Annotated in this window: 22 protein-coding genes and 1 pseudogene; 7 read left to right on the top strand and 16 right to left on the bottom strand. The window is 66.6% G+C overall.

The features are described 5' to 3' along the window. Positions 1 to 7: 7 nt before the first annotated feature. The 3 genes from ACVWYO_RS12610 to ACVWYO_RS12600 form a co-directional block, all read right to left on the bottom strand. Positions 8 to 808 (bottom strand): aspartyl protease family protein, encoded by an 801-nt coding sequence (locus tag ACVWYO_RS12610; protein ID WP_457351253.1) that lies wholly within the window; start codon positions 806 to 808, stop codon positions 8 to 10. 191 nt (positions 809 to 999) lie between these two features. Then, complete coding sequence (locus ACVWYO_RS12605) at positions 1000 to 3414, bottom strand: ligase-associated DNA damage response DEXH box helicase (RefSeq protein ID WP_457351251.1); 2415 nt, start codon at positions 3412 to 3414, stop codon at positions 1000 to 1002. A gap of 52 nt (positions 3415 to 3466) precedes the next feature. Then, entirely contained in the window at positions 3467 to 4150 is a 684-nt protein-coding gene (locus ACVWYO_RS12600) for a hypothetical protein (protein WP_457351249.1), read from the bottom strand. Between the two features lie 288 nt (positions 4151 to 4438). On the opposite strand from ACVWYO_RS12600, the gene ACVWYO_RS12595 reads away from it, so the two are divergent. Both ACVWYO_RS12595 and ACVWYO_RS12590 read left to right on the top strand, forming a co-directional pair. Continuing rightward, a complete protein-coding gene (locus tag ACVWYO_RS12595) occupies positions 4439 to 5437 on the top strand; it encodes a ligase-associated DNA damage response exonuclease (RefSeq protein WP_457351247.1) in 999 nt (332 codons plus the stop codon). Between the two features lie 64 nt (positions 5438 to 5501). Further along, positions 5502 to 5990 (top strand): hypothetical protein, encoded by a 489-nt coding sequence (locus ACVWYO_RS12590; protein WP_457351245.1) that lies wholly within the window; start codon positions 5502 to 5504, stop codon positions 5988 to 5990. A gap of 21 nt (positions 5991 to 6011) precedes the next feature. On the opposite strand, the gene ACVWYO_RS12585 is transcribed toward ACVWYO_RS12590, so the two are convergent. Beyond that, a complete protein-coding gene (locus ACVWYO_RS12585; RefSeq protein WP_457351243.1) occupies positions 6012 to 6344 on the bottom strand; it encodes a hypothetical protein in 333 nt (110 codons plus the stop codon). A gap of 187 nt (positions 6345 to 6531) precedes the next feature. Here ACVWYO_RS12585 and ACVWYO_RS12580 point away from each other — a divergent pair, with 187 nt between their 5' ends. After that, the gene (locus ACVWYO_RS12580; protein WP_457351241.1) at positions 6532 to 6870 is read left to right on the top strand and encodes a tetratricopeptide repeat protein; all 339 of its coding nucleotides are present in this window, start codon (positions 6532 to 6534) and stop codon (positions 6868 to 6870) included. A 23-nt stretch (positions 6871 to 6893) separates the two neighbouring features. On the opposite strand, the gene rpoN is transcribed toward ACVWYO_RS12580, so the two are convergent. The 7 genes from rpoN to ACVWYO_RS12545 form a co-directional block, all read right to left on the bottom strand. Next, positions 6894 to 8399 (bottom strand): RNA polymerase factor sigma-54, encoded by a 1506-nt coding sequence (gene rpoN / locus ACVWYO_RS12575; protein WP_457351239.1) that lies wholly within the window; start codon positions 8397 to 8399, stop codon positions 6894 to 6896. Positions 8400 to 8561: 162 nt separating this feature from the next. Then, a complete protein-coding gene (gene lptB / locus ACVWYO_RS12570; RefSeq protein ID WP_140852293.1) occupies positions 8562 to 9338 on the bottom strand; it encodes an LPS export ABC transporter ATP-binding protein in 777 nt (258 codons plus the stop codon). Between the two features lie 128 nt (positions 9339 to 9466). Continuing rightward, a complete protein-coding gene (locus tag ACVWYO_RS12565) occupies positions 9467 to 9997 on the bottom strand; it encodes an LptA/OstA family protein (protein ID WP_457351237.1) in 531 nt (176 codons plus the stop codon). Positions 9998 to 10002: 5 nt separating this feature from the next. Further along, on the bottom strand, positions 10003 to 10638 hold the full coding sequence (lptC, locus tag ACVWYO_RS12560; protein WP_457351234.1) for an LPS export ABC transporter periplasmic protein LptC: 636 nt from the start codon (positions 10636 to 10638) through the stop codon (positions 10003 to 10005). A 26-nt stretch (positions 10639 to 10664) separates the two neighbouring features. Continuing rightward, positions 10665 to 11285, bottom strand: a complete 621-nt coding sequence (locus ACVWYO_RS12555) for a ribonuclease D (RefSeq protein ID WP_457351231.1) — start codon at positions 11283 to 11285, stop codon at positions 10665 to 10667. Positions 11286 to 11343: 58 nt separating this feature from the next. After that, the gene (locus ACVWYO_RS12550; RefSeq protein WP_457351229.1) at positions 11344 to 11916 is read right to left on the bottom strand and encodes a manganese efflux pump MntP; all 573 of its coding nucleotides are present in this window, start codon (positions 11914 to 11916) and stop codon (positions 11344 to 11346) included. 218 nt (positions 11917 to 12134) lie between these two features. Further along, on the bottom strand, positions 12135 to 12905 hold the full coding sequence (locus ACVWYO_RS12545; protein WP_457351227.1) for a TerC family protein: 771 nt from the start codon (positions 12903 to 12905) through the stop codon (positions 12135 to 12137). A 203-nt stretch (positions 12906 to 13108) separates the two neighbouring features. On the opposite strand from ACVWYO_RS12545, the gene ACVWYO_RS12540 reads away from it, so the two are divergent. Both ACVWYO_RS12540 and ACVWYO_RS12535 read left to right on the top strand, forming a co-directional pair. Beyond that, positions 13109 to 13924, top strand: coding sequence for a cold-shock protein (locus ACVWYO_RS12540; protein ID WP_457351225.1), 816 nt, complete (start codon positions 13109 to 13111; stop codon positions 13922 to 13924). A gap of 219 nt (positions 13925 to 14143) precedes the next feature. Next, positions 14144 to 14650, top strand: coding sequence for a thioredoxin family protein (locus ACVWYO_RS12535; RefSeq protein WP_457351223.1), 507 nt, complete (start codon positions 14144 to 14146; stop codon positions 14648 to 14650). Between the two features lie 107 nt (positions 14651 to 14757). Here ACVWYO_RS12535 and pip read toward each other — a convergent pair whose 3' ends face one another. Continuing rightward, positions 14758 to 15711, bottom strand: a complete 954-nt coding sequence (gene pip / locus ACVWYO_RS12530) for a prolyl aminopeptidase (RefSeq protein ID WP_457351221.1) — start codon at positions 15709 to 15711, stop codon at positions 14758 to 14760. A 66-nt stretch (positions 15712 to 15777) separates the two neighbouring features. Next, a complete protein-coding gene (locus ACVWYO_RS12525; protein WP_457351219.1) occupies positions 15778 to 17367 on the bottom strand; it encodes a cisplatin damage response ATP-dependent DNA ligase in 1590 nt (529 codons plus the stop codon). 113 nt (positions 17368 to 17480) lie between these two features. Between ACVWYO_RS12525 and ACVWYO_RS12520 the strand changes: the two genes are divergently transcribed. Beyond that, a complete protein-coding gene (locus ACVWYO_RS12520) occupies positions 17481 to 18677 on the top strand; it encodes an acetyl-CoA C-acyltransferase (RefSeq protein WP_457351217.1) in 1197 nt (398 codons plus the stop codon). A gap of 305 nt (positions 18678 to 18982) precedes the next feature. After that, positions 18983 to 19177, top strand: a complete 195-nt coding sequence (locus ACVWYO_RS12515) for a hypothetical protein (protein ID WP_457351215.1) — start codon at positions 18983 to 18985, stop codon at positions 19175 to 19177. Here ACVWYO_RS12515 and ACVWYO_RS12510 read toward each other — a convergent pair. The 3 genes and pseudogenes from ACVWYO_RS12510 to ACVWYO_RS12500 all read right to left on the bottom strand — a co-directional run bounded on the left by ACVWYO_RS12510 (position 19174) and on the right by ACVWYO_RS12500 (position 23038). Then, a complete protein-coding gene (locus tag ACVWYO_RS12510) occupies positions 19174 to 20544 on the bottom strand; it encodes a dihydrolipoamide acetyltransferase family protein (RefSeq protein WP_457351213.1) in 1371 nt (456 codons plus the stop codon). The two genes, ACVWYO_RS12515 and ACVWYO_RS12510, sit on opposite strands and share 4 nt — an antisense overlap. Then, positions 20544 to 21551, bottom strand: coding sequence for an alpha-ketoacid dehydrogenase subunit beta (locus ACVWYO_RS12505; RefSeq protein ID WP_332792790.1), 1008 nt, complete (start codon positions 21549 to 21551; stop codon positions 20544 to 20546). Before ACVWYO_RS12505 ends, ACVWYO_RS12510 begins: the two co-directional genes overlap by 1 nt. A gap of 184 nt (positions 21552 to 21735) precedes the next feature. Continuing rightward, positions 21736 to 23038: pseudogene (locus ACVWYO_RS12500) on the bottom strand (thiamine pyrophosphate-dependent enzyme). Positions 23039 to 23156 lie beyond the last annotated feature (118 nt).

The raw sequence follows: 23156 nt of genomic DNA, 5'->3' as shown, positions 1-23156 counted from the left end.
AGCGCGCTCAGGGCGCGGCCTTGGGCTGCGCAAGGCGGACCTCGCGATTGGCGAAATCGATCCGCACCTGCGGGAACAACCGCAACGCATCCATGCCGAGCAGCATCGCGGGGCGATCGGCAAGGCCCAGCCGCGCGAAGGGCGCGGCATCGGCGAACGCGACGGGGACGTTGCCGAGCGCGATCTCGCCGATGCGGACACGATCGAGCAGTGCATAATCAGCCTGCAACACTGCGCCGGTCACGCTTGTCACGCTGATCTGCGGCAGCGCAGCGCCCCTAGGAAGAAGCCGCCGCAGCGCGAGATTCCCGACGCTGATATCGGCGCCGGTGTCGATCACGACGCGTACGCTGCGCCCGCGATACGATGCGTTGGTGACGACGAGCTGCCCGAACAGGCTCCGGCCGCGCACGACGATGTCATCGGCGCCGAAGCGTTCGCTCCGCGTGCGCTTTGAGGCGGGGGTAACGTGCATCGTTGCGCGCGCAAAATCGATCGACACGGCATGGCCCTGCAACGTGTCGATCCCGACCAGCCCGGCCGCGCCGAGATTGCGCCCGGTCAGCGCAGGCGCCTCGATCCGCGTACCGCTGAGCTGCGCGCCCGTCGACGGGCTGCCGACGCGCAGATCGGGTATCACCACCGTGGCGAACTGCGCCGAGCCGGCCATGGCGGTGATATGGACGCTGCGGCCGGGCGCGAGGCCGAGCGCGCCAGCGAGTTCGCGGGCGATCACGGTGCGTTCGGCTCCGGTATCGACGACGAAGCGATAGGGACCGTCCGCACCGATCGTAACAGGCACGCTCATGCGCAAGCCATCGCTCAGGAAATCCAGCTGTTCGGCGGAACTTTGCTGCGGATTTTGCTGCGCAGCAGAAACAGGTGGCGGCGTTGGCGCAGGTTGAGGCTGGGCCAGCGCCGCGGCGATCGGAACAGCTGACAGCAGAACCGGATTCATGGCGGCAAACTACGCCCGTTTCGGCTGCACGACAAGCATGGCTAATCGAGCCGCATCGCCTCCTCGGCGAGCGCCTCGGCCTCGATCAGCAGCGCGTCGTCGGCGAGCCCGGTCGCGATCTTCTCGCGCCCGATCAGCGTGAGCACGGGGACGGCGAGCGGCGAGACGCGTTCGAGATCGACGTGCAGCATCGTGTCGGCGGCGCGGTCGAGCAGGTCCGCCAGGCGCCCGACATCGGTCATCCGCGCGCGGGCGTCCGCCCAGGCGGCTTCGAGCAGAAGGTGGCCGGGCTCGTATTTGCGCAGCACGTCGTAGATCAGGTCGGTCGAGAAGGTGACCTGCTTGCCGGTCTTGCGCTTGCCGGGATGCTGGCGCTCGACGAGGCCGCCGATCACCGCGACCTCGCGGAAGGCGCGTTTCAGCAAGGCCGAGCTTTGGACCCAGTCGACAAACTCGTCCTCGAGAATGTCAGGCGAGAAGAGCGCCTGCGGATCGGTGATCGGCTCGAGCCCGTAACAGGCGAGCGCATAGTCGTTCGAGACGAAGCCCATCGGCTTCAGCCCCATCGTCTCCATCCGCCGCGTGACGAGCATGCCGAGCGACTGATGCGCGTTCCAGCCCTCGAAGCTGTAAGCGACCATGTAGTGGCGGCCTTCGCGCGGGAAGGTTTCGACCAGCAGCTGGCCGGGCGCGGGGAGGGTCGAGCGGCGTTGTTGCATCTCGAGCCATTCGCGCACGTCGTCGGGAAAGCGCGGCCATTCGGCGGGATCGGCAAGGAAACCGCGGACGCGTTGCGCGAGGTTGGTCGACAACGCCATGCGCGATCCACCGTAGGTCGGGATCCGCGCCGGGCGGGCGGTTGCGCGGACGAGCAGGTCCTCGGTGTCCATGCCCATGACTTCGAGGCTCATGCCCGCGAAAAAAAAGGTGTCGCCGGGGCTGAGCGTGGCGGCGAAACCCTCCTCGACCTTGCCGAGCGACCGCCCGTTCTTGAAGCGGACGGTGAGCATCGTCGCCTCGACGATGATCCCGGCGTTCAGTCTATGCTGCGCAACAAATTTGGGATGGCTGACGCGCCACAGACCGTCGGCATCCTGTGTCAGCCGCTTGAACTTGTCATAGGCTTTCAGCGCATAGCCGCCGTCACTGATGAAGCCGAGCACGCGATGGAAGGTCTCGTCGGTCAGCGCCGAATAGGGCAAGGCCGAGCGAATCTCGTCAAGCATATCCGCTTCGCGGAACGGCGCAGCGCAGGCGCACGCCATGATATGCTGCGCGAGCACGTCGAGCCCGCCCATGCGGAACACGTCCGGGTCGAGCTCGCCCGCATCGACCGCGTCGAGCGCGGCGCGCGCTTCGAGATACTCGAAGCGGTTGCCGGGGACGAGCACCGCCTCCGACGCCTCGTCCATGCGGTGATTGCTGCGGCCGATCCGCTGCAGCAATCGCGACGATCCCTTGGGTGCGCCCATCTGGATGACGCAATCGACATCGCCCCAATCGACCCCCAGATCGAGGCTCGCCGTGGCGACGAGGCCGCGCAGCTTGCCATCGGCCATCGCGCCTTCGACTTTCCGACGCGCTTCGAGGCTGAGCGAGCCGTGGTGGATGCCGATCGGCAGGCTCATCGCATTGACCTTCCACAGATCCTGGAAAATCAGCTCGGCGAGGCTGCGCGTGTTGCAGAAGACGATCGAGGTCTTGTGCGTCTCGATCTCGGCCATCACCTGCTCGGCGGCGTAACGGCCCGAATGGCCCGACCAGGGGACGCGGCCCTCGGGCAGCAGGATCGCGATATTGGCAGGGACGCCGGGTTCGCCCTGCACCAGATCGACCGTATCGATATCGCCATCGGGCGCGAGCCACGCGCGGTAGCCGTCGGCATCCGCCACCGTCGCCGACAGCGCGACGCGGCGCAGATCGGGCGCGAGGCGTTGCAGGCGGCCCATGCACAGGGAGAGCAGATCGCCGCGCTTGCCGGTGGCGAAGGCGTGGACTTCGTCGACGACGATCGTCCTGAGGTTCTCGAAGATCAGGCCGCTGTCGGGATAGCTGAGCAGCAGGCTGAGCGATTCAGGGGTGGTAAGCAGGATCTGCGGCGGCTTGATCCGCTGGCGCGCCTTGCGGTCCGAAGGGGTGTCGCCGGTGCGCGTCTCGACGCGGATGTCGAGGCCCATCTCGGCGATCGGGGTCAGCAGGTTACGCTGGACGTCGACTGCGAGCGCCTTAAGCGGAGAGACGTAGAGCGTGTGGAGCCCCTGCGTGGGGGTCTCGATCAGTTCGGTGAGCGTCGGGAGGAACCCCGCGAGCGTCTTGCCCGCGCCGGTGCTCGCGACGAGCAGGCCGTGATGCCCAGCGCGCGCCACGTCGAGCATCGCGACCTGGTGCGCACGCGGCGCCCAGCCCTTGGCAGCGAACCAGTCGGTGATGGGGGCGGGAAGGTCGGATACGCTCACCCCCCGATATGGGGTGCGCGAAGCGCCAATGACCAGCCCCGCGCGCCCGCGATCACGGAATTGCGCGAAACTCGCTGTAGGTGGTGCTGGTTCGCATCGTCCCGGCCTTGCCCATCATCGCCCCGCTCAGCGCACTGGTCGCATCCGACGGCACCGCGGTTCCGTCGCTGAGCAGGCGATAGCGCTGGTCGACCGTGATGCTGCGCAGCGAGGCGACGAGCATGACGCTGAAGCTCTTGGTCGACGTCATCCGCACATGCTCGACGAACGGCACCGCGCCGCTGGTGTTGACCAGCGCCTCGACCTGCGTGTCGGCGGAGGCATCGTGTGAGCCGATCTTGAAAATGCCCTTGGGCAGCCGTGCAAAGCGGTACAGCACGCCGCCGCCCGTTTCGCTGCGCGTCGCCGGGCCGCCGAACCAATCCGCCAGTTTTGCGTAGGACGGGATCGGCCCGTGATTGGCCTTGCGCGACGTCGCGATTTCCTTGGGCGTGGGCGCGCGGCCGTCGATGCTGATCAGCGACCAGCGCTCTGCGGCCGCGCGGCTGGGATCGAATTGCTCGACATAGGTCGTGCGCGGGGCGCCGGTCCGCTCGAACGACAGCGTCCGACGAAAGGCATGGAGCGCCGTCGGCGTGGCGCGGGCCGTCGCGACGATCCGGGCCTGGAGCGCATCGGCATGTGCGGCGGTGCCGGGGGTGGCCGTCGCCAGCGCGATTATGGCGAGGGCGACCATCCTGGCACCATGACGGGTTGGTAGGGCGGAGAGCAAGGGTACGCAAGTCATCCTGCATCGATCCTACAGCAATAGGGCCAATCCAAGGCGCACCCAATTCCCTCTCCCTGTGGGAGAGGGTGGCCGAGCGCAGCGAGGTCGGGTGAGGGCAGCGCTTCGTAACTGCCCTCACCCTTCCCACTCGGCTGCGCCGAGCGGGCCCCTTCCCTCTCCCAAAGGGAGAGGGAGTTGAGCGAGCCCTCCGCACACTCGATGGAACTCAAACGCGTCCCACCCATATAGTCACCGATGGCAAAGCTCGGCGACTGGATCGATCCCCACCCGCACGGAATCTACGTGAAGCCCGCCGACGTGTGGATCGACCCGTCACGCCCCTCCCCCGTCGCGCTCGTCACGCACGGCCATGCCGACCATGCCCGCGGCGGCCATGAAGCCGTATGGGCGACGCCCGAGACGCTCGCGATCATGGACGCGCGCTACGGCCCGCAAGCCGGAAACCCCGTCGCGTACGGCGCCAGCCATACCTTCGGCGAGGTCAAAGCCACCTTCGTTCCCGCCGGCCACGTGCTCGGCTCGGCGCAAATCCTGCTGGAATATCGCGGCGAGCGCGTTGTCGTGTCGGGCGATTACAAGCGCCGCGGCGACCCGACCTGCGCGCGTTTCGAGCCCGTCAAATGCGACGTGTTCATCACCGAAGCGACGTTCGGCCTGCCCGTCTTTCGCCACCCCGAGACGGGCGATGAAATCGATAAACTGACCGCCGCGCTCCACGCCAATCCGACGCGCTGCGTACTGGTCGGCGCATACGCGCTCGGCAAGGCGCAGCGCGTGATCGCCGAACTCCGCGCGCGCGGGCATGACGCGCCGATCTACATCCACGGTGCGCTCGAGAAACTGTGCGCGCTCTATCAGGCGCATGGCGTCGAGCTCGGCGACCTGCGCCCAGCGACGGTCGCCAGCAAGGCCGAGATGATGGGACATGTCGTGATCGCCCCGCCCGGCGCGCTCGCCGATCGCTGGTCGCGGCGGCTGCCCGATCCGATCACCGCGATGGCATCCGGCTGGATGCGGGTGCGGCAGCGCGCGGTGCAGCGCGGCGTCGAATTGCCGCTGATCCTCTCCGACCATGCCGATTGGGACGAACTGACCGATACGCTGACCGAGATCGCCCCCAAGGAAGTGTGGGTAACGCACGGCCGCGAGGATGCGCTGGTGCATTGGTGCCAGACCCGCCAGATCAAGGCGCGCGCGCTCGCGCTGTCGGGTTATGAGGATGAGGACGACTGAGCGATCACGCTGGACGGCCTTGCTCGGCAAGCATAGATAATGCTCGGGTTTTGGGGAAAGCAGCATGATGAAGCGGTCGATGCGAGCCTGTTTGGCGGGTGCGCTTCTCGCCGCCGTCACGCCGACGATGGCCCACGCCAGCAGCTTCGGCGATGCTCTGTCGAAATGCCTGGTCGATCACAGTTCGCAGGCTGACCAGACGCTGCTGGTGCAATGGGTCTTCTCGGCGATATCGGCGGGCCCCGCGGTCAAGGCCTTGTCGACGATAACACCCACGCAACGCGAGGATTTCAATCGCCGGACCGGCGTGTATTTCAATCGGGTGCTGACGGTCGACTGCCGCCCGCAAGCGCTCGAAGCGATCAAATATGATGGCATTTCGACGATCGAGGCGAGCTTCGGAACGCTGGGCAGCGTCGCCATGCGTGGCCTGATGAGCGACCCGCTGGTTCAGCAGGAGCTGCAGCAACTGGGCAAGTTCGCCGATTCGACCGCGCTCGGCGCGCTGATCGGCGAGGCGGGAACGCCGAAGGCAGCGCCGCCGGCCAAATAGCCGGCAGCGCCACCGCGCGTCTTACAGCTTCAGGTGGTTGCGCCCGCGCTGGCTGTCATGCTTCTGGTGCGTGATCGCGCGGTCGGCCTGGGCCTGACGATCGTGGATCATGCGCTTGTCGGCCGATGTCAGGCGGCCACCGTGGCGTGCGCGCTGGCGTGCCTCGAGCCGCTCGATCGAGCGCTGCTGCGCCCTCAGCCGTGCGCTTTCGACGCGCGTCAGCTTGCCCGAGCGATCGCCCGCGTCGATCCGACGTTCCTGATTCCGCTGGCGCAGGTTGACCTGGGCGGTCGCCGGCAGCGCCGCGCTCACCGTCAACGTCGCGGCTAGCGCCGCCATGATTGCCTTACGCATTCTCGATTCCTTCATGGCTCCGAACGAGCCGGACCCCCAACGCGCCAACGCCGACTTCGATCATGTCGATCGCGATCATCGCCCCCCATTCCCGTAGATTCCACATTTTCACGTAAGTGAAATTTTAGCTTCACAGATGTGCAGCAAATGTGTCATCATTCTGTAACAAGCCAATAGGAGACTCGTCATGACCCTGAAATTCGCTATCGCCATCCTTGTCGCAGGCGCGGCTGTCGCTCCGGCCGCAGCCGCTCCGTCGCGCGATCCCGCCGCAGCCGTGCGCACGCTCGAAACCGTCTCGCAACTGTCGCCACGCGATGGCGGTGTCGCGATCGAACTCGCCGCCGCCTATCAGCGCGCGGGCCGCGCCGCCGACGCTAATACCGCGCTGCGCCGTGCGCTCACGCTCGACAATGCGATGCTCGAAACGCCGACCGGCGATGCCGTCTGGTCGCACCAGGTCGCCAAGCGCGCCCTGCGCGCGCGACGTCGCGCTGACCGCACGCTGAGCTTGCCGCCGGCCTGACCTCGGCGGGCCGGCTCCGCTCCTTACGCGCCCTCCAGCGCGCGCGCCCGCCGGCGCTGCACCGACGATCCGATCCCGAGCGCCTCGCGATATTTTGCGACCGTGCGCCGCGCGATGTCGAAGCCCTTGGCGTTGAGCAGTTCGACCAGCGTGTCGTCCGACAGGATCTTGTCGCCCTCAGCCCCGATCAGCGCCTTGATCGCCGATTTCACGGCCTGAGCCGACACCGCGTCGCCACCCTCGGACGACTGGATCGCCGAGGTGAAGAAATATTTGAGCTCATAGAGCCCGCGCGCGCATGACAGATATTTGTTGCTGGTGACGCGCGACACCGTCGATTCGTGCATCTCGATCGCGTCCGCCACCTGACGCAACGTCATTGGTTTGAGATGCGCGACGCCGTTGAGGAAGAAGCCTTCCTGCTGCTTCACGATCTCGGCGGCGACCTTGATGATCGTACGCTGGCGCTGGTCGAGCGCCTTGACCAGCCAGTTGGCGCTGGCGAGCATGTCGCCGAGCCACGCCTTCGACGCCTTGTCGCCGCGCGCGCTCGACAGTTCGGTATAATAACTGCGGTTGACCAGCACGCGCGGTAGGGTCGCCGCGTTGATCTCGATGCCCCAGCCGTCCTTACGTTTGGCGACGAACAGATCGGGCACCACCGCCTGGGTCGGCTCGCCGCCGAAGCGGCAGCCGGGCTTGGGATCGTACTTGCGCAATTCGCGGATCATGTCCGCCAGATCCTCGTCGTCGACGTTGCACAGCCGCCGCAGCCGCCCGAGATCGCCGCGCGCGACGAGATCGAGATGATCGATCAGCCGCGCCATGCACGGATCGTAGCGATCGGCTTCCTTGGCCTGCAGCGCGAGGCATTCGGCGAGATCGCGCGCGCCGACGCCGGTCGGCTCGAAGGTCTGGATGATGCCGAGCACCTGCTCGACGCGCACCAGCGGCACGCCGAGCCGCGTCGCGATGTCGAGCAGCGACGCGGTGAGATAGCCGCATTCGTCGATCTGATCGATCAGATGCGCGGCGATGAACAGGTCGGCGCCGTCGACGGCGGTGCCGGCCTGCGCGAGCAGATGGTCCGACAGGCTGAGCCCGGTATCGGCGAAACCGTCGAAATCGGGGCCGTCCTCGCCTACGCCGCCGCCGCTGCTCGCGCCGTTGAGGCCGAGCGATCCGTCCATACCTGCCCCGCCCGCCTGATCGGAGGGGCCGTCATGGTGGAAGCTCTCGGCGGTGAAATCGACGTCGAGCGAGGCCTCGCCCGAATCGCCGCCGCCCAGCAGCAGTTCATCGGCGGTGGCGGGTTCGTCGCGGATCGGCGCTTCGGCCTCACGTTCCTGCGTCGGGCCGTCGTCTTCCGGGGCGCTCGCCTCGAGCAGCGGGTTGCGCTCGATTTCCTCGGCAAGGAAGCCCTCGACCTCGAGATTCGACAGCGCGAGCAGCCGGATCGCCTGCTGGAGCTGCGGCGTCATTACCAGCGATTGCGACTGACGCAGGTCGAGACGTGGAGCGAGACTCACCGGCTTCTAATATCCGCCGTCACCGCGGCCGCGTGCCGCGGTTCGCCGTGCCGCGCCGGCATTCCTCGAAATTCCAAGCGCGCATCAAGCCGCGCAGTGGACCCCGGCACAAGGCCGAGGTGACGGAGGGAAAAGCGAGGCCGGGCTGCCAGTGTCATAGGGTCAGAGCGAGAAGCCCTCGCCGAGATACAGCCGCCGCACGTTCGCATCCGCCACCAGCTCGGCGGGCGAGCCGGTGAACAGCACGCGGCCGTCATAGATGATGTAGGCGCGGTCGACGATCTCGAGCGTCTCGCGCACGTTGTGATCGGTGATCAGCACGCCGATCCCGCGATTCTTGAGCTCGCAGATCAGATCGCGAATGTCGGCGATCGACAGCGGATCGATGCCCGCGAAGGGCTCGTCGAGCAGCATGATCGACGGATCGGCGGCAAGCGCACGCGCGATCTCGGCGCGGCGGCGCTCGCCGCCCGACAGCGCCATCGATGGGGAATCGCGCAGGCGGGTCAGGCCGAACTCGTCGAGCAGCGTATCGAGCCGGAGCGCGCGCTGCGCCTTGTCGGGCACGGCGAGCTCGAGCACGCTGAGAATGTTCTGCTCGACCGTCATCCCGCGGAAGATCGAGGTTTCCTGCGGGAGATAGCCCAAGCCGAGGATTGCGCGGCGGTACATCGGCAGGCCGGTGATGTCGTTGCCGTCGAGCATGATGCGGCCCGAATCGGGCTTCACCAGCCCCATCACCGAATAGAAGCAGGTCGTCTTGCCGGCACCGTTCGGCCCGAGCAGCCCGACCACTTCGCCCTTGGCGACCGACACCGACACGTCGGTCAGCACGCTGCGCTTGTCGTACGACTTGGCGATCGACACGACCGACAGCCCGTCATTGACCGGCAGCTCGGCGATCGGCGGCGCGGTGTCGAGGGTCATGGTGTCGCTCATCGGGGCGTGCTCGCAGTTTAGAGTTACCGAAGGGTTAACCGTACGGCATCTGGCAGGCTTCGTGCATGCCTATACGCCGTTCCCGTCGCGCGGGATAGCAGCGGGCGCCGAATTGCCCCGCTTCCGCGTCAGTTACGCTTGGGGACCGAGAAGGTCCCGCTGACGCGACCGCCGCTGCTCGTCGTCGTCCCGGCTTTGCCGCCGCCGACCGACGAGCCGTCGATCACCGCGCGACCGGTGTCGAGGTTGATCGTCAGACGCCCGCCATTGACGGTGTTGCCCGCCTGGATCAGCGTCACCGCGCCGAGCATCGTCACCACGCGCTTGTTCAGATCGTAGACCGCGAAATTGCTCCGCGCGGTCTGGTCCGGCCGCGTCACGACGACATTGCCCGCGGCATCGAGCCGCGAGACCTGCGGGCTGCCATCGACCACCTGCCCGGTATAGGCGACCGTCATCCGCGCAGAATTGAGCGTCATCTCGGCTTGCTTCACCGAGACGTTGCCCGAGAGCAAAGCGCGATTTGCCTTGTCCTGCAGTTCGATGTGATCCGCGCTGAAGTTGATCGGTGCGGCCGAATTGTGCGCCGTCTGCGCGCTCGCGACGCCCGCTCCTGACAGAGCGAGCGAAAAGGCGAGAAAGGCGGGAAGGCGCTGCATCGGGACTATCTCTTCTTTCGCGGGATGATCTGCAAGTGCGCATTGCCATCGAGCCGAACGATATGGGTGACGAGATCGGCATTGAGCTGATTGCCGCTGAACGTGCCCTGCGGCACCGAGCCCGTCACCGCGCCGCCGCTCTTCATCGTCCGGGTCTTGAGATCGACCGTCGAATCCTGCGTGACGAGGCGGTATCCGCCGCTGCCGTTGACGCGGACCGGGCCGTCGATCGTCACCTGCTGCTTGTCCATGTCGTAATGGCCATGCTCGCCGACAATGTTGGCGGGGCCGTCCTTGAGGCCGATTTCCGCCGTCAGCTTCTCGAGTTTGACGATCGGCTCGGCCGAGCTCTTCTGCACCGCCGAGCCGGCGGTCAGCGCGAAGGCCTGACCCTTGTCGTCCTCGCCCTTGTAACTCGCCGACTGGACGCGCAGCCGCTCCTTGGCGACCTCGACCTTCTTCTTGTCGAGCAGGAAGCTGACGTCGCCGCCCGAATAGAGCGGCAAAACCACGACGAACGCCGCCAGCACGCCGATGAGAATCGGCAGCACGACGCGCAGCGTGCCGATCACGCGGTCATGGCTGCTGCCCGGCGCGGCCCAGATCTTGCGCGAATCGCGGATCGCACGCGCGTCAGACATAGGGCTGCTCCCCGCCGTGGCTGGCATCACATGTGCGCAAAGATGTCGACTTCCGGCCAGCCGGCGATGTCGAGTTCGGCGCGCCACGGCAGGAACTGGAAGCACGCCTGCGCCAGTTCGGTGCGGCCTTCGCGCGCGAGACGGCGATCGAGCTCCTCGCGCATCGCATGAAGATAGCGCACGTCGGACGCAGCATAGTCCTTCTGCGCCTCGCTGAGCACCGGGCCGCCCCAATCGGACGATTGCTGCGCCTTGGAAATGTCCTGGCCGAGCAATTCGCGCACCAGCTCCTTGAGACCGTGGCGATCGGTATAGGTGCGCACCAGCCGCGAGGCGATCTTCGTGCAGTACACAGGCGCCGCGGTCACTTCGAGATAATGGCTGATCGCGGCGAGATCGAACCGCCCGAAGTGGAACAGCTTGACGCGCGCCGGATCGGCCAGCAGCGCGCGCAGGTTCGGGGCGGCATAATCGCTGTCGGGCGAGAACCGCACGAGATGTTCGTCGGGGCCACCATCGGACAGCTGCACCAGGCACAGCCGGTCGCGCGGCGTGATCAGCCCCATCGTCTCGGTATCGACCGCGATGTCAGCGCCGGGCGCGAACAGGTCGGCGGGAATGTCTTCTTCATAAAGATGTACAGTCATCATCCGGCCCTAGCGGCGATTCGGGACGCGCTCAATGGCGCCTTTATCGAGGCAGCGCTCATGCCGTGAGGTGCTGGTAGAGAATCATGCTGCCGATCGCGACCAGCGCGACCCCGCCGAGCATTTCGGCATAGCGGCCGAGATACGGTCCGGCATGTTTGCCGACCAGCACGCCGGCGGTCGCGACCACCGTCGTCACGCCGCCGATGATGAGGCAGGCGAGCAGGATATTGACGTGCAGGAACGCCAGGCTGACGCCGACCGCGGTCGCATCGATGCTGGTGGCGAGCGCGGTGAGCACCAGGCGCCCGATCCCACCCTTCGCTGCCGGCGCTTCGTCCGCCGTCGCGTCCGAATGCTTGAAGGCTTGCCACAGCATGTTGAGCCCGACGCCGCCAAGCAGCACGAACGCGACCCAATGATCGACCTTTGCGATCCAGCTCGCCAGCGCGAGCCCGACCGCCCACCCGATCGCCGGCGTCACCGCCTCGAACGCGCCGAATACCACGCCGACGCGCAACGCATCGCGGAAGCGGCTCGATTGGCCATCGGCACCCTTGCCGACCGCCGCGGCGAACGCATCGACCGAGAGGCTGAGCCCGAGCCCGCCAAGTGTTATGATACCCGTCATGTAAACCTATCCCGAGGCCGCGACCGAAACGACCGGATCCACCGCTGGCCCGAAATGCGGTGTCCTGTCGTTGGTCTGGCCGGGCTGGCACATCGTGCCGCTGCCATCGCCACGAACCGACCTCAACGGCGATTCGACTATGTTGACGAAGGCCCCGCTCGAAGCGGGTGGCTACTCCCCAAAAGAGGCTTGTTCCCTAGGGGTCGCGGCCGTGGCGGTCAATGCGCGGAGCGCCGCCGCGCCGCGATGTTGAGCGCCTCGACCACGCCCGAAAACGCCATCGCGGCATAGATATAGCCCTTGGGGACGTGAACGCCGAAGCCATCGGCGATCAGCACCGCACCGATCATCAGCAGGAAGCCCAAAGCGAGCATCACCACGCTGGGATTGGCGGCGATGAAATTGGCGAGCGGAGTCGCGGCCAGCAACATCACCCCGACTGCGACGATCACCGCTACGATCATCACCGGGAGATCGTCGGTCATGCCGATCGCGGTAAGGATCGAATCGATCGAGAACACCATGTCGAGCAACAGGATCTGGACGATCGCCATCCCGAACGACAGCGCTGCGCCGGTCTTGCCGCTGCTCTCTTCGGTCGCGCCGTCGCGGTCGATCGTATGGTGGATCTCGGTGGTCGCCTTCCACAGCAGGAACACGCCGCCCGCAATCAGGATCAGATCGCGGACCGAAAACGCGGTTTCGAACGATGGCGCGCCGCGCGCGTCGAGCGCACCGGTCAGGCCGAGATCGAACACCGGCTGCACCAGCCCGGCAATCCAGGCGATGATCGACAGCAGCCCGAGTCGCAGCACCAGCGCCAGACCGATGCCGACTCGGCGAACCTTTTCGCGCTGCGCGGGCGGCAGTTTGTTCGACAGCAGCGAAATGAAAACCAGATTATCGATCCCGAGCACAATCTCCATGACGATCAGCGTGGCCAAAGCGGCCCAGGCAGCGGGATCGGCGAGCAAGGCGGGGATCGACATGCCCGAGTCTGTGCCGTGCTTGCCACATCCGCGCAAGAAGCGTGTGATTCGTGCCGTATTTTGGACGAATTCATTCGCAGCGCTTGCCAATTTGCGTTACACGATTCGATGGCACGATTGGTTTGGTGCCGAAACCCTGCGTCTTTCGTCCGACGCAACGGTTGCGATATCGATGTCGGACGAACCGGGAAGACGAACAGGGCATGAGTTTCGATAAAGGACGCCGCGGCGATCGTGGCGGGCGCGGGCGCGACAAGCGCGACGGTTTCGGCGATAGCGGCGGCTTCGACGGCGGCTTCGGCGGCGGTGGCGATCGTTTCGGCGGCGGCGGTGATCGCTTCGGTGGCGGTGGCGATCGCTTCGGCGGTGGCGGCGGCGATCGCTTCGGCGGCGGCGGCGGCGGCGGCGGTTTCCGCAGCGGCGGTGGCGGCGGCTTCGGCGGCGGTGGCGCAGGCGGCGGCGGTGGCCGTGGCATGCCCCCGCAGGTTGTCGGTGAAGGCACTGGCGTCGTAAAATTCTTCAACGGGCAAAAGGGCTTCGGCTTCGTCGTTCGCGACGATGGCGGCGAGGACGTGTTCGTGCACATCTCGGCGGTCGAGCAGGCCGGCCTGACCGGTCTCGCAGAGGGCCAGCCGCTCGGCTTCACTCTCGTCGATCGCGGCGGCCGCATCTCGGCGACCGATCTCAAGATCGACGGCGAGCCGATGGCCGTCACCGACCGCGGCCCGCCGCGCGAGCGTGACGCTGCTCCGGGTGGCCCGCGTGGCGCCGCTCCCGGTGGTGCGCCGCAGCGCCAGCTGACCGGCGAGAAGGCAACCGGCACGGTCAAGTTCTTCAACGCGATGAAGGGCTTCGGCTTCATTCAGCGCGATGACGGCCAGCCCGACGCGTTCGTGCACATCTCGGCTGTCGAGCGTGGCGGCATGACCTCGCTCAACGAAGGCGACCGGCTCGAGTTCGAACTCGAAGTCGATCGTCGCGGCAAGATGGCTGCAGTGAACCTGACGTCGATCGCCTAACCGCTTTCGTCCGACGCTAACGAGATAGACCCGGTGGGCCTTTAGGCCTGCCGGGTTTTTCTTTGTGTGCGCCACGGGGCGTGTCGCCTACTTTCTGCACCACCCCGGCGAAGACCGGGCCCCAGTTGCGCCGATGGGCGTTACCTGGGGAACATCGCTCAACCGCCCGCCCACTCCTGGGCCCCGGCCTACGCCGTGGAAGCACTAGAAAGACGATATATGCGCCTAGCCCTTGCCGCGATCGCCCTCACCTTCGCCGCCCCCGCGCTCGCCGCACCCGGCCCCAAGGTCGCCGCGGCGAGCTTCGCGCAGCTCAAGACCCCGCTCCCGCTGCCGTATGACGAGACCGCGAACGCCAAGACGCAGGTCGCCGCGGCGCGCGCGCGCGCGAAGGCACAGCACAAGCTGCTGCTGATCGACCTGGGTGGCAACTGGTGCCTCGATTGCCGCCTGCTTGCGGGGACGATGGAATTGCCGGGCCTGCGCGAATTTCTCGCCAGGAAGTACGAGATCGTCACGGTCGATGTCGGCCGCTTCGACAAGAACCTCGATGTCGCGGCGAAATACGGTCTCAAGGACCATTTCGGCGGCGGCGTGCCGAGCGTGCTGATCGTCGATCCGAAGACCGACGCGCTGAAAAATCCCGGCCGCACCGCCGCGCTCGCCGACGCCCGCACGCTCAGCCCGCAGGCACTGTCGGACTGGCTGGCGAGCTGGGTGGGATAAGCCTTCGCCATCGTCACCTCGCGAATGCAAGGGTCCCGCTGCTTTGCCCCGACTCGGGCGAGCCAGCGGGATCCCCGCTTTCGCCGGGATGCCTGTAAGGCCCTCGCTCAGCCCCCGGCGAACCGATCGGTCGCGCGGATCAATTGGTCGAGGATGCCGGGCTCGCTATAGGCGTGCCCCGCCCCCTCGATCAGGTGGAAATCGGCCTCGGGCCACGCCTGGTGCAGAGCATAGGCGTAGCGCGCGGGACACGGCATGTCGTAGCGGCCATGCACGATCGTCCCCGGAATCCCGGCCAGCCGCCAGGCGTCGCGCAGCAACTGTCCGTCCTCGAGCCAGGCATTGTGCGCGAAGAAATGGTTCTCGATCCGCGCGAAGGCGAGCGCGAAATGTCCATCCTGGAACGCATCGCGCATCGCCGGGTCGGGCAGCAGCGTGATCGTCTCGCCCTCCCAGATCGTCCACGCCTTGGCGGCTTCGAGCTTGGCCGGCTCGTCGTCGCCGGTCAGCAGGCGGCGATAGGCCCGGATCATGTCGCCGCGCTCTGCCTCGGGGATCGGCGCAACGAAGCCCGCCCACTTGTCGGGGAACATCTCCGACACGCCGAACTGATAGTACCAGGCAAGTTCGGCCGGCGTCGCGGTATAGATGCCGCGCAGGATCAGCGCGGTGACGCGCGTCGGGTGCGTCTCGGCATAGGCCAGCGCGAGCGTCGAGCCCCACGAGCCACCGAACACCAGCCAGCGTTCGACCCCGACGAGCATGCGCAGCCGCTCGATATCAGCGACGAGATGCCAGGTCGTGTTCGCATCAAGCGCCGCATGCGGCACCGAGCGCCCGCAGCCCCGCTGGTCGAACAACAAGACGTCGTAGCGCGCCGGATCGAACAGCCGGCGATGGCTCGGCGAAATGCCGCCGCCGGGGCCGCCATGGAGGAAGACGGCAGGCGTCGCGCCGGGCGTGCCGCTCCGCTCGTAATAAAGCGTATGGCCGTCGCCGACATCCAGCATGCCCGTCTCGTAAGGTTCGATTTCGGGGTACAGCGTGCGGAGTTCGGTCATGCGCGCGATCCTAGGCCGCTATGCGCCAGCGGTGAAGCGTCAACGCTCGGTCATGGCAGACGTGTCTCAGCTGATCAGTCGCTCGAGCGCCGCCACCGTATCGGCTTCGGCCGCAGGCTTGTCGGTGCGGATCCGCGAGATGCGCGGGAACCGCATCGCCACGCCCGATTTATGGCGCTTCGACGGGTGGATCGAATCGAACGCGATTTCGAGCACGAGCGTCTTCTCGACCTCGCGCACCGGGCCGAACCGCCCGGTGGTATGGTTGCGCACGAACTGGTCGAGCCTTTTGAGCTCCTCGTCGGTGATCCCCGAATAGGCCTTGCCGACCGGGAGCAAGGTGCCGTCCGCGGTCCAGCAGCCGAAGGTATAGTCGCTATAGAAGGACGAGCGGCGCCCCGACCCGCGCTGCGCGTACATCATCACGCAATCGGCGGTGAGCGGGTCGCGCTTCCATTTGTACCACAGCCCGGTCTTGCGCCCGCCGACATAGGTCGAGTCGCGGCGTTTGAGCATCACGCCCTCGATCGCCGCATCGCGGGCGCCAGCGCGGATGCCTTCGAGTGCGGTGAAATCCTCCGCGGCAATCACCGTGCTGAGATCGAACCGCTCGGAATCGAGCCGCGCGGCGAACGCCTCGAGCCGGACTCGGCGCTGTTCCCACGGCAGGCCGCGCAGGTCCTCGTCGCCATCGAAAAGGATATCGTAGAGCCGCACGAACGCCGGCGCCTCGGCAAGCATCTTCGCCGAGACGACCTTGCGCCCCAACCGCTGCTGCAACGCGTGGAAGCTGGCCGCGCCGCCTTCCTCGGTGGCCGAGCCTTGTGCATCGCCCTTCACCATCAGCTCGCCGTCGAGCACGCCGGGGGTGGTAAAATCGCGCGCGACTTCGGGGAAGCTCGCGGTCACGTCGTCGCCGGTGCGGCTGTAGAGCCGCGTCGTGCCCGCGACATGGACGATCTGGACGCGGATCCCGTCCCATTTCCACTCGGCGGCATAGTCCTTGAGATCGACGCGCAGCTCCTCGAGCGGGTGCGCGAGCATGAACGGGCGGAACACAGGCACGTCGGCCGCGGTCGGCTGGGCGCCCCGCCCCTCGGCCCAGTCGAACAAAGCGGTGTAGGGCGGCGCGATGCCGTGCCACACTTCCTCCACCGCCTCGACATCGAGATCGAAGCCGTTCGCAAGCGCGGTCTTGGCGAGCCGCGACGACACGCCGATCCGCAAGGCGCCCGTCGCCATCTTGAGGAGCGCGAAACGCTCGTCCGAATCGAGCCGATCGAGCATCGCGGCGAGCGCCGCCGGCGCATCCGAGCGCGACAGCGCCGAGAGACGATCGACCGCCTGTGCGATCGACAAGGGTTCGGGGTCTGGTGCCATCGGCGGGGTCGGCCAGAGCAGGGCGACGGTCTCGGCGGTGTCGCCGACATAGTCGCGACTCATGCGGAACAGCACGGGATCGACGCGCTGTTCGATCAGCGTGCGGATCAGCGCCGGCTTGACGCCGGGCAGGTCGAGTTCGCCGGTCAGCGCCGCCATCGCCCAGCCCCGATCGGGATCGGGCGTGGCGCGCAGATAATCGGTGATCAGCTTGAGCTTCGCATTGCGTGAGCGGGTGTAGATCAGCCGGTCGAGAAGGTCGGCAAAAGCGCGCATCGTCCCTCAACATGCGCGCGGCGCTGGGGTTCCGCAAGCGACAACCCGGCCTTGCCCCGCACGGCGCGCAATCCTAGGCTGACCGCCATACCCGATCCTCGAAAGGTCCCATCATGCGTGAAGCTGCGATCGTCTCCACTGCCCGTACGCCGATCGGAAAGGCCTATCGCGGCGCCTTCAACGCGACCGAGGCGCCGGTGCTCGCGGCGCATGTGATGAACGCCGCGGTCGCGCGCGCGGGGATCGACCCGGCGCGGATCGACGAAATCTTCTGGGGGGTCGGTAATCAATGGGGCAGCCAGGGCGGCAATGCCGGGCGGATGGCGACCTTCGCCGCCGGCCTGCCCGAAACGGTCCCGGCCTTTACGCTGGATCGCAAATGCGGCTCCGGACTGACCGCGATCGCGCTCGCCGCGCGTTCGATCCTCTGCGACGAGATCGACGTCGCGCTGGCCGGCGGGATGGAGTCGGTCAGCCTGACCGTGACCAAGGACGCGCCGCGCTTCGTCAACGAATCGGTGATCGCGCAGCAACCCGCCGCGTATATCCCGATGATCGAAACCGCCGAGATCGTTGCCGAGCGCTACCGAATCAGTCGCGAATCGCAGGACGCCTATGCCGCGATGAGCCAGCAGCGCGCGGCGCGCGGGCTCGAGACGGGCGCGTTCGTCGAGGAGATCGCGCCGATCACGGTCGAGAAGGCGCTGTTCGACAAGAGCGGCGTGCGCACCGGCAGCGAGACGGTCACGCTGTCGCAGGACGAGGGCATCCGCGCAGGTACGACCGCAGAAGCGTTGGCGGGCCTCAAGACCGTATGGCCGGGCGGCGACTTCTCGGGCCCCGGCGCAAACGTCACCGCGGGCAATGCCAGCCAATTGTCCGACGGCGCCGCGGCGCAGATCGTGATGGACCATGCCACCGCCAAGGCCGAGGGGCGCGACGTGCTCGGCCTCTATCGCGGCTTCCAGGCGGCGGGGTGCGCGCCCGACGAGATGGGGATCGGCCCGGTCTTCGCGATCCCCAAGTTGCTCGCGCGCGCGGGCCTGTCGGTCGACGATATCGGGCTGTGGGAATTGAATGAGGCGTTCGCGTCGCAATGTCTTTATTGCCGCGACACGCTCGGGATCGATCCCGAGCGGTATAATGTGAATGGTGGAGCGATCGCGATCGGGCATCCCTTCGGCATGACCGGCAGCCGCCTGGTCGGGCACGCGTTGATCGAAGGCCGCAAGCGCGGCGTGCGCTGGGTCGTGGTGTCGATGTGTACTGCGGGAGGAATGGGCGCGGCCGGGCTGTTCGAAATCGTCTAGAGGCGTTAGGGGCGCTTCGAACACGACCGCTTTTCAATTCCTTGGGAAGAAAAAGGCGGCACAGCGAGATGATATCGAAGACAATGTTACAGTTTTTCGCATGCCCTTATCTGTTTGATGTATGTTAGGATTGCTTCGTTTGCGGAACAGCCCCTTGCGTGACCCGTTCTGAAGATATGTCCGACAGCGCACGCTATGAGGTTATTCTGGTCCCATCGGAAATGTCTTTGACATCTTCCGAATGGACTTGGCGCCGATTCGAGGGCGACTCGAACTTGTCTGCGCAGGGGGCGCGACATGCGACGTTGCCCGCCTGCTTCGCCGAAGTCCGCGACCATGCCAAGCGGTTCGGCCCGGGCACGGTCGCGGTCAATCTGCGCGGCGACGACGCCCCGCCCCCGCCGGCGGCGGAGGCGCTTGTGCCGAACCGCGACGCCGCGCGCTCGAACCGGCTCGCTCCGAAAGCGCTGCTTCGGAGACGATCGGCGCTGCGCGGTTAATCGGCGAACAGCAATACCGGGGTTTCGAGATAGCGCTTGAGCGCCTGGACGAAGCTTGCCGCATCCCAGCCATCGACGACGCGGTGATCGCAGCTGATCGACAGGTTCATCAGCTTCGCGCGGACGATCTCATCGCCGACAAACACGGGACGCTCGACGATCTTGTTGGGGCCGATGATCGCGACTTCGGGGCGGTTGATGACGGGCGTCGTCGCGATCCCGCCAAGCGGGCCGAGCGAGGTGACGGTCAGCGTGCCGCCGCCCATTTCCTGCGGCGTGAGCTTGTTGGCGCGCGCGGCCTCGGCGAGGCGCAGGATTTCGCTCGCGAGCTGCCAGACGTTGCGGTCCTGTGCATCGCGAATGACGGGAACGGTGAGGCCCGCATCGGTCTGCGTCGCCATGCCGAGGTGCACCGCGCCGTGCCGGGTGACGACTCCGGCCTCGTCATCGTAGCGCGCGTTGATCATCGGGAAGGCGGGGATCGTCTTGCAGATCGCGGCGATCAGCAACGGGAGCATCGTCAGTTTGGGGCGGTTGCAGCGCGCGCCGTTGAGATCGGCGCGCATCGCCTCGAGCGCGGTAACGTCGATCTCGTCGACATAGGTGAAATGCGGGATCGCACGCTTCGACGCCGCCATGTTCTCGGCGATGCGGCGGCGCATGCCGATGACCTTGATCGGCTCGTCGGGGCGGGCGTTGCTGGCGTAGGGGGTGTGATAGCCCTGGCCCTGGCCATAGCGGAGGAAGGCGTCGAGATCGCTGTGGCGGACGCGGTCGGACTCGGTCTTTACCTGCGCGAGGTCGATGCCGAGATCCGCCGCGCGCGCGCGGACCGCGGGGGAGGCGAGCGCTTTTTCTGCTCCCCTCTCGCTTGCGGGAGGGGTTGGGGGTGGGCTCGCGCTGTCGACGTTAGCGACCGGTGATGGCGCGGGCCCACCCCCAGACCCTCCCGCAAGCGGGAGGGAAGTCGGTTGCGCTTGCGGCTCGACCACCTCCTCCACGCCGGGGTTCTCGGCTTCATATTGCTGCGCGACCTCGACCTGCTCGGCCGACGCTGGCGCAGCCTTCAGCTCGGCAGGCGCGTCATCCCGCAACGCGGGCGCTTCCTCAGCGCCAAAATCGACCGCATCGGTCTCGATCACCACCAGCGCCGCGCCGATCGACACCTGGTCGCCGACTTCGCCCGCGAGCTCGACCACCACGCCCGAGACGGGGGACTCCATCTCGACCGTCGCCTTGTCGGTCATCATGTCGGCGACCTGCTGGTCTTCCTCGATCCGGTCCCCGACCGCGACGTGCCACGCCACGATCTCGGCCTCGGAAATGCCTTCGCCAATGTCGGGCAGCTTGAACGTAAAACGCGCCATTATGCGTCCTTCATGATCTTCTTGAGCGCCTCGCCGATGCGGACGGGGCCCGGGAAATACGCCCATTCGAGGCTGTGCGGGTACGGCGTGTCGAAGCCCGTCACGCGCTCGATCGGGGCTTCGAGATGGTAGAAGCAGCGCTCCTGCACCAGCGCCGACAGCTCGGCACCAAAGCCGCTCGTGCGCGTCGCTTCGTGCACGATCATGCAGCGCCCGGTCTTCTTGACCGACGCCTCGATCGTCGCGATGTCGAGCGGCACGAGCGTGCGCAGGTCGATCACCTCGGCGTCGACGCCCGCCTCTTCCATCACCGCGAGCGCGACATGCACCATCGTGCCGTAGACGAGCACGGTCAGCGCCTCGCCGGGGCGCACGACCTTCGCCTTGCCGAGCTCGATCTTATAGTATCCGGTCGGCACGTCGCCCGCGGGATGCTGCGACCAGTTCTGCGTCGGCTTGTCCCAATGGCCGTCGAACGGGCCGTTGTAGATGCGCTTGGGCTCGAAGAAGATCGTCGGATCATTGTCCTCGATCGCCGCGATCAGCAGGCCCTTGGCGTCGTACGGCGTCGACGGGATCACCGTCTTCACGCCCGAGATGTGCGTGAAGATCCCTTCCGGGCTCTGGCTGTGCGTCTGCCCGCCGAAGATGCCGCCGCCGAACGGCGAGCGCACCGTGATCGGCGCGGTGAATTCGCCCGCCGAGCGATAACGCAGCCGCGCCGCCTCGGACACGAGTTGGTCGAGCGCGGGGTAGATGTAATCGGCGAACTGGATCTCAGGGACCGGGCGCAGGCCGTACGCGCCCATCCCGACCGCGACACCGATGATGCCGCATTCGCTGATCGGCGTGTCGAACACGCGCGTCTTGCCGTATTTCGCCTGGAGCCCGGCGGTCGCGCGGAACACGCCGCCGAAATAGCCGACATCCTCGCCCATTACGATCACGTCGGGGTCGCGGCCCATCATCACGTCCATGGCGGAGTTGATCGCCTGGATCATGTTCATGCGGGTGGAGGGTCCGCCGGTGTCGTCCGCGGCGACACGGGTGTCGGTATCTGTGTCGGTCATCGACAAAACTCCGTCATTCCCGCGCAGGCGGGAATCCATAAACACAGCGGTTGCACTTCATCGCCACGACAAGACGAATGGATCCCCGCCTTCGCGGGGATGACGATGCTGGGTGACGCGCTCATGCTTTCCGCGCCCACGGACGGCCGCTCGCGGTTTCCTCGGCGATCATCTGCGCCTGTTGCTCGCGTAAGTGCCACGGCATTTCCCTCGAACACGCCGTCGAACAAGGTATCGAGCGGCTGGTGCAAACCATGGCCGAGCACGCCGTTCGCCTCGGCATCCTTCTGCGCGCGCTTGACCTGCTCGGCGAGGTCCTTGTCCTGCGCCGCATGGCGCTCGTCGTCCCATTCGCCGAGCGCGACGAGATGGTCCTTGAGGCGCTTGATCGGATCGCCGAGCGGCCAGGCGGTCGGCTCGCCGGCCGAGCGATACTGGCCCGGATCGTCCGAGGTCGAATGGCCCTCGGCGCGATAGGTGAAATGCTCGATCAGCGTCGGCCCCTGGTTGGTCCGCGCGCGCTCGGCGGCCCACAAGGTCGCGGCATAGACCGCGAGCGCATCGTTGCCGTCGACGCGTAAGCCCGCGATGCCATAGCCGACCGCGCGCGCCGCAAAGGTCGTCGATTCGGCGCCGGCAAATCCCGAGAAGCTCGAAATCGCCCACTGATTGTTGACGACGTTGAAGATGACGGGCGCGCGATAGACGCTGGCGAAGGTGCAGGCCGAGTGGAAATCGCCCTCTGCGGTCGATCCGTCGCCGCACCACGTCGCGGCGATCCGCGTATCGCCCTTGGCCGCGCTTGCCATCGCCCAGCCGACGGCTTGCGGATATTGCGTGGTGAGGTTGCCCGAGATCGAGAAGAAGCCGGCCTCTTTCACCGAATACATGATCGGCAATTGCTTGCCCTGCAACCGGTCGGCGGTGTTCGAATAGATCTGGTTCATCATGTCGACCATCGACCAGCCGCGCGCGATCAGCAGGCCCTGCTGGCGGTACGACGGGAAGCACATGTCTTCGTAATCGAGCGCATGCGCGGCGGCGACCGAGACCGCTTCCTCGCCGGTGCACTTCATGTAGAAGCTCGTCTTGCCCTGACGTTGCGCGCGGAACATGCGCTCGTCGAACGCGCGGACCAGCGCCATGCTGCGCAGCATCGCGCGCAGCGTATCGGGCGAGAGGCGCGGATTCCACGGGCCGACCGCCTGGCCATCGTCGTCGAGTACGCGGACGAGATCGAACGCCAGATCGATGAAGCTGTCGGCAGCGTCGGCGGGATCTGGCCGCCGCGCCTGCCCGGCGGGCGGGATCGGCACCTGCGTGAAATCAACCGCATCGCCCGGCCGGAACTTGGGTTCAGGCACGTACAGCGACAGCGGCGCAAGATTGGGCTTCAGGTGATCGGGGACTCGGTCGGTCGCCATATACTCTCCACAACGGCATGCCTGGCTTGTGACCGACAGGCGGAATCGTTCTTTCGGCCTTGTTATAAAATTTCAACGCGCTTGGCGAGGGGGCGTTTTGCAAGGAATGCGACGACCC

The organism is Sphingomonas sp. UYP23, from assembly GCF_054059235.1.
Note: the sequence above shows the minus strand (reverse complement) of the source record. Positions and strands in the feature narration are given on the sequence as shown.